Source organism: Myxococcus sp. CA039A, assembly GCF_013336645.1.
Classification (GTDB): domain Bacteria; phylum Myxococcota; class Myxococcia; order Myxococcales; family Myxococcaceae; genus Myxococcus; species Myxococcus llanfairpwllgwyngyllgogerychwyrndrobwllllantysiliogogogochensis.
This window is the reverse complement of sequence record NZ_JABUMQ010000510.1, coordinates 1-5,083: the sequence shown is the minus strand read 5'-3', so window position 1 is coordinate 5,083 and position 5,083 is coordinate 1. Positions and strand designations below refer to the sequence as shown.

Sequence of the window (5,083 nt, the reverse complement as noted above, 5' to 3'; positions counted from 1 at the left end):
CTCCCGTCCATGCGTCAGGGTGACGCACCCGGTCGCCCGCCCGCCTGGCTTCTTTCCACGTCACCCCTCCCACTAGAATGAACCGGGTGAGGCCGGCAAAGCCCGCCATCACCCGTCGAGGGGGAACACCATGTCAGGCAACGACAAGCTGGAGTCCATCATCCAGGTGCCACGCGCGGACCGGAAGGGCGTGAAGCTGGTGCTGGAGCGGCCCTCGGGTGTCCTCAACACCGTCGCCATGCGCCTGGTCGTCAGCGGGAAGATGCAGGGCCAGGAGCGCCGCCAGCTCCACTCGGACGTCTTCACCGGCGAGGGCACCATCCCCCTGCCCGACGACTTCCTCCCCACCGCCGCCCAGGGCTGGGTGCGCGCCGTGTTCTCCGTCGCGGACCCGACGGGCGCGGGCGCCCGGTTCCTCCAGCGCGCGACGCTCGTCTTCGAAAAGGGCCAGAAGGAAGCCCTCTGGGACGACTTCTCCCTCCAGCAGGGCGCGGTGGCCGACTTCATCACCCTCACCTGGACGGTGGTGGAATGAGGGCGCTCCTCGCGCTGCTCCTCCTCTGCGCCTCCGCCGCGAACGCCCAGGACGGTGGCACCCCGGACGCGGGCACCGTGGAGCTCGACTTCCCCAGCATCCTCCGAGGCGGCTCGGAGACCGCCGCGGGCCTGGACATCGCCACCGCCGGAGAAGTCGTCCACCCCTCCAACCCCTCCGCCCTCGTGGCCAGCCTGCGCGGCGTGGGCGCGGTGCTCGACGGCACCCAGGCGTCCTTCGCGCTCCAGCTCAACCCCTACCTGCTCACCGACGGCTTCGAACGGCTCTACTCGGAGGCCGTCGCCGCGCGGAACGCCTCCGTCCTCACCCGCCTGCTCCAGGACACCGCCATCACCCTCGGCGTGGGCCAGGACACGCCCTTCCAGGACGCCGTCCCGGAGAAGGGCCGCTTCGCCACCGTGATGGCCGGCATGTCCGTGGACGTCCTCGGCGAGCGCAGCATCTACGGCTCCACCTACAACACCTGCATCACCCGCGTCCTCGCGGACCCGAGCCTCTACGAGTTCCCCGACAAGCCCCTGCCCGGCGACCATGTGAATCCCGCCGACTTCGAGAAGGCCCTCGCCGACTACCGCCTCGCCATGGAGGCCGCGCGCCAGGCGGGCATCGCGAAGATTCGCCAGGGCCTCCCCGCCTGCACCCGCGAGACACGCCAGGCCTCCAGCGCCCTCTTCTTCTCCGTCGGCGGACGCTGGGTGACACCCGGCCTCAAGTCACATGACGGCGACGGCGTCGCCATCCAGCGCGGCTTCGGCGCGGCCACGCTGGAGCTGTTGAGCAGCGCGGACTCCAACCTCGAGGTCGCCATGCAAGTGCGCGTACTCCAGGAACGTCCGCGCCCGGAGCTCTCCATGGACAGATGGGTCGACGTCGGCCTGTCCTTCGGCGTCGCCTCGCAGCGCTTCCAGCTCAAGCTCGAAGCCACCCAGTCACTGTTGAAACTGGGAAACACGGACACGAAACGCGCCAGCGTCGTGGCCACCACCCGCGTCATGGTGGGCGACCGCTTCACCGTGGGCCTGGGCGTACAGGGCCAGGGCGAGGACATGTCCGATGCCGTCGGCCAGATTCGCCCCAGCCTCGTGCTCGACCTGGCGGAGCTGCCCACCCTCCTTCAGCCCGTCCCGACGCCTCGCTCCTGACGGCGCCGGGCGGCGCGAGGCGATGGCACGCATTCATGGCGCGTGTCTCGGAACGAGGGCTAATCGCCAGGCAGCGTCACCGCGTACCGCGTGAGGTCCTGAGGGGTGTTCACGTTCACCAGCGAGCGCAGCGACGGGTCCACGGCGCGCAGCGCGGACTCGGGCAGCAGTCGCGCGCGAAAGCGGGAGAGGAGCTGACGCAGGGACGGGTCTTCGGACAACGTCGCGCGCCAGACCCGCGCGAGCGCGGCGCGGTACACGGCCAACAGTGGCTCCACGCGTCCGCCCGCGTCGAAGCACACCGCGTCCACGTCGTCACCGCGCGCGTCGAGCAACACGCGCAGGACATCGGGCGAGATGAAGGGCATGTCACATGCGACCGCCACCACCCAGGGCGTCCGAGCCGCGGAGAGTGCCGCGTGGACGCCGCCGGGCGCGCCCTTGTCCGGCACCACATCCGCGACGGTGCGCAGCGCATAACGGGCATAGGGCTCCGGTGCGTTGGCGACCAGGAGCACCTCACCGAAGCGGGGCGCCAGCGCGAGCAGTCGCGCCAGCACCGTGCGACCCTCCACCTCCAGCAGGCCCTTGGGCACACCGGACAGTCGTCGTCCCTGGCCTCCCGCGATGATGGCCAGCGTCACGTCCGGATACGTGTTGCCGAGACTGCCGCTGTTGGGGTCCATGGCTCGTGTCTCGCTCTCCCCTGGAACGTCGGCACTTGCCCCCGGCCACGCGCGACGTCACACGTTCCATCCCGAGTGCAGCGAAGCACGCACGAGAGCCCTCCCCTCAGAATGCCACACCTCGCTCGGAGAGGTGAGCACGCCCCCTCGATTCGAGGTCACCCGCGGAGTGACGCGGCGAGTCCACGCGCTGCCTCCGAGCACCACGGCCGTGCATCGAAGCTCCATGTCGAAGCGGTGCATCCCGCGCGGCGCCATGCCCGGGCCCACCGCGAAGGACAGCAGGCGAACAGACGGCCCGCGGCCCCGTGGACAACGGACAGGGCCCGCGGCGTAGTCTGCGCGTCCCCGATGCCGCTCACGTCCCTCTCCGCCGCCCGGCAGGCCGCGCTCGAAGCCATTGCTCCCGCGGCTCCCGAGCCCGTGCCCCTGCTCGATGCCCACGGCCGCTTCCTGGCCACGGACGTCCGAGCCTCGCGCTCGCTGCCCGGCTGCGACAACTCCGCCATGGATGGCTGGGCCGTGCGCGCGGAGGAGACTCGCGGCGCCAACCGTGACAGCCCCACGAGGCTGCGCGTCATCGACACCGTCTACGCGGGCGCCCTGCCCGCTCGCGCACTCCAGCCCGGCGAGGCCGCGCGCATCTTCACCGGCGCGCCCATCCCCTCCGGGGCCGATGCCGTCGTGCGACAGGAAGCCGCGCGCGCCTCGGACGATGGCCTCACCGTGGACCTCTTCATCACCGTGCCCCCCGGCCATGACATCCGCCGCACGGGCGAGGAGGTCCGCGCGGGCGCGCCGCTGTTCCGCGCGGGCCAGTGTGTGAATGCCTCCGTGCTCGGCGTGCTCGCGTCCCAGGGCGAGACCACCGTCCGCGTGCGTCCGGCGCCACGGGTGGCCGTGCTCGCCACGGGTGACGAGCTCGTGCGCCCCGGTGAGCCCGCGCTCGCGCATCAGGTCTACGAAAGCAACCTGGTCCTGGTCGCGGCGCTCGCGCGCGAAGCGGGCGCCCACGTGCTCCACATGTCCCGGGCCCGCGATGACGAGGACGCCCTGCGCGAGGCCCTGACCGAGCTCGCGCCGCGAGTCGACGTGCTCATCACCACGGGCGGCGCGTCGGTGGGAGACAAGGACCACGTGAAGCGCGTGCTCACCGCGCTGGGCGCGCGCTTCTTCGTCGACGGCGTGGCCCTGAAGCCAGGCAAGCCCGTGGCCGTCGCGCGCCTGGGGGACACCGCCATCGTCGTCCTGCCGGGCAACCCGGGCGCGGCCACCGTCGCCTTCGACCAGCTCGCGAGGCCGCTGCTGCTCAAGCACCAGGGCGTGCTCGAAACGCGCCGCCGCGTCCGCGCGCGCCTGTCCGAGCCCCGTCACAAGCAGGCCGGCCTCACCTACCTCATCACCGCCACGCTGGAGCACGGCGACGAGGGTCTTCGCGCCTGGCTGCGCCCCCAGGGCGCCGGGCAGATTCTCCAGAACGTTCAAGCAGACGGCTGGGCCGTCCTCCCTCCGGGCCGCGCCGACTTCAACGAGAACGACCTCGTCGAGGTGGAGCTGTTCGACCGTCCCCACCACCACCCGGCGGACTCAGCCCCGGACACCGCGCCGTGAGCCATGTGCCCGCTCTCAACGCCGTCGAGCCATTCGACCGCCCCCACCACCACGCGGCGGACTCAGCCCCGGACACCGCGCCGTGAGCCATGTGCCCGCCCTCAACGCCGTCGAGCCATTCGACCGCCCCCACCACGCCGCGGACCTGAAGCCATGAGCCGCGTGCCCGCCCTCAGCATCGTCGGCTGGTCCGGCGCCGGGAAGACGACGCTCCTCACGCGGCTGCTCCCGGAGCTCGCCTCGCGAGGACTGCGCATCGCCGCCGTGAAGCACTCCTCGGACACCCACCCGCTCCACCGGGGAGGCAGCGACACCGCCCGCTTCCAGGAGGCCGGCGCCTGCCTCACCGGCTTCGCCACACCCCAGGGCGTGCAGCTCACCACCGGCACCGCCCCCACGGAGGCCCTTCCGGAGCTGCTCGTCCGGCTCGCGGGCACCCTGGACCTCGCGCTGGTGGAAGGCTGGAAGGACGGTCCGCTCCCCAAGCTGGAGGTGTGGCGCGAGGGATTGGGCCCGCTCCTCGCCTCCTCCCGTCCGGAGGTCTTCGCCCTCGTCACGGACGCGCTCGTGTCGAGCCCCTCCACCGCGCGGCTCCTGTCACCGCTCGACACGCGCGCCATCGCGGACGCCATCCTCGAACACCTGCGCCCGCCCCGACGCGCGCCACTGCCGCCCCAGGATGCGCGGGGCGTGGCCTCCCGTCCGGTGCGACGCTGGAACGGCGCCACCCTCCTCCCCGCCGAGGACGACACCATCGCCGTCGAGGAGCCGCTCGAGCTGCGCGTCAACGGCGAAGCCCTGGCCACCACCATGCGGACACCCGGACATGACCGGGAGCTGGCCGTGGGCTTCCTGCTGGCCGAGGGCCTCATCCAAAGCGCGGACGACCTGGGCACCCTCTCCCACTGCGGCCGGCCGGGCGAGGAAGGCTGGGGCAATGTGCTCGAGGTCACTCCCGCCCCAGGTGTTGTCATTGACCCTGATCCACTGAAGGCCACCCGCCGGGGCACCCTCACCACCTCCGCATGTGGCGTCTGTGGCCGGCGCAGCGTGGAGGACCTGCTGTCCCGCTGCACCCCGCTCCCGCC

The 5,083-nt window shown here is 72.1% G+C and carries 5 protein-coding genes; 4 read left to right on the top strand and 1 reads right to left on the bottom strand.

Features of this window, described 5'->3' with window-relative positions:
- Nucleotides 1-130 precede the first annotated feature (130 nt).
- On the top strand, nucleotides 131-535 hold the full coding sequence (locus HR086_RS44610) for a hypothetical protein (protein WP_174468693.1): 405 nt from the start codon (nucleotides 131-133) through the stop codon (nucleotides 533-535).
- On the top strand, nucleotides 532-1,698 hold the full coding sequence (locus HR086_RS44605; RefSeq protein ID WP_174468692.1) for a hypothetical protein: 1,167 nt from the start codon (nucleotides 532-534) through the stop codon (nucleotides 1,696-1,698). Before HR086_RS44610 ends, HR086_RS44605 begins: the two co-directional genes overlap by 4 nt.
- A 59-nt stretch (nucleotides 1,699-1,757) precedes the next feature.
- Here the strand turns inward: HR086_RS44605 and HR086_RS44600 are convergent, their stop codons facing one another.
- Nucleotides 1,758-2,384: a molybdenum cofactor guanylyltransferase gene (locus HR086_RS44600; protein WP_174468691.1), complete on the bottom strand. Its 627-nt coding sequence runs from the start codon at nucleotides 2,382-2,384 to the stop codon at nucleotides 1,758-1,760.
- 351 nt (nucleotides 2,385-2,735) lie between these two features.
- Here HR086_RS44600 and glp point away from each other — a divergent pair, with 351 nt between their 5' ends.
- A complete protein-coding gene (gene glp, locus HR086_RS44595) occupies nucleotides 2,736-3,995 on the top strand; it encodes a gephyrin-like molybdotransferase Glp (protein WP_174468690.1) in 1,260 nt (419 codons plus the stop codon).
- Nucleotides 3,996-4,148: 153 nt separating this feature from the next.
- Nucleotides 4,149-5,083: molybdopterin-guanine dinucleotide biosynthesis protein B (gene mobB / locus HR086_RS44590; RefSeq protein ID WP_174468689.1), on the top strand; the 935-nt coding region annotated here is incomplete at its 3' end.

Excerpts from the sequence above, each read along its gene's own strand:
- HR086_RS44610 (WP_174468693.1), top strand. The coding sequence starts at position 131 with ATGTCAGGCAACGACAAGCTGGAGTCCATCATCCAGGTGCCACGCGCG.
- HR086_RS44605 (WP_174468692.1), top strand. The coding sequence starts at position 532 with ATGAGGGCGCTCCTCGCGCTGCTCCTCCTCTGCGCCTCCGCCGCGAAC.
- HR086_RS44600 (WP_174468691.1), bottom strand. The coding sequence starts at position 2,384 with ATGGACCCCAACAGCGGCAGTCTCGGCAACACGTATCCGGACGTGACG.
- glp (WP_174468690.1), top strand. The coding sequence starts at position 2,736 with ATGCCGCTCACGTCCCTCTCCGCCGCCCGGCAGGCCGCGCTCGAAGCC.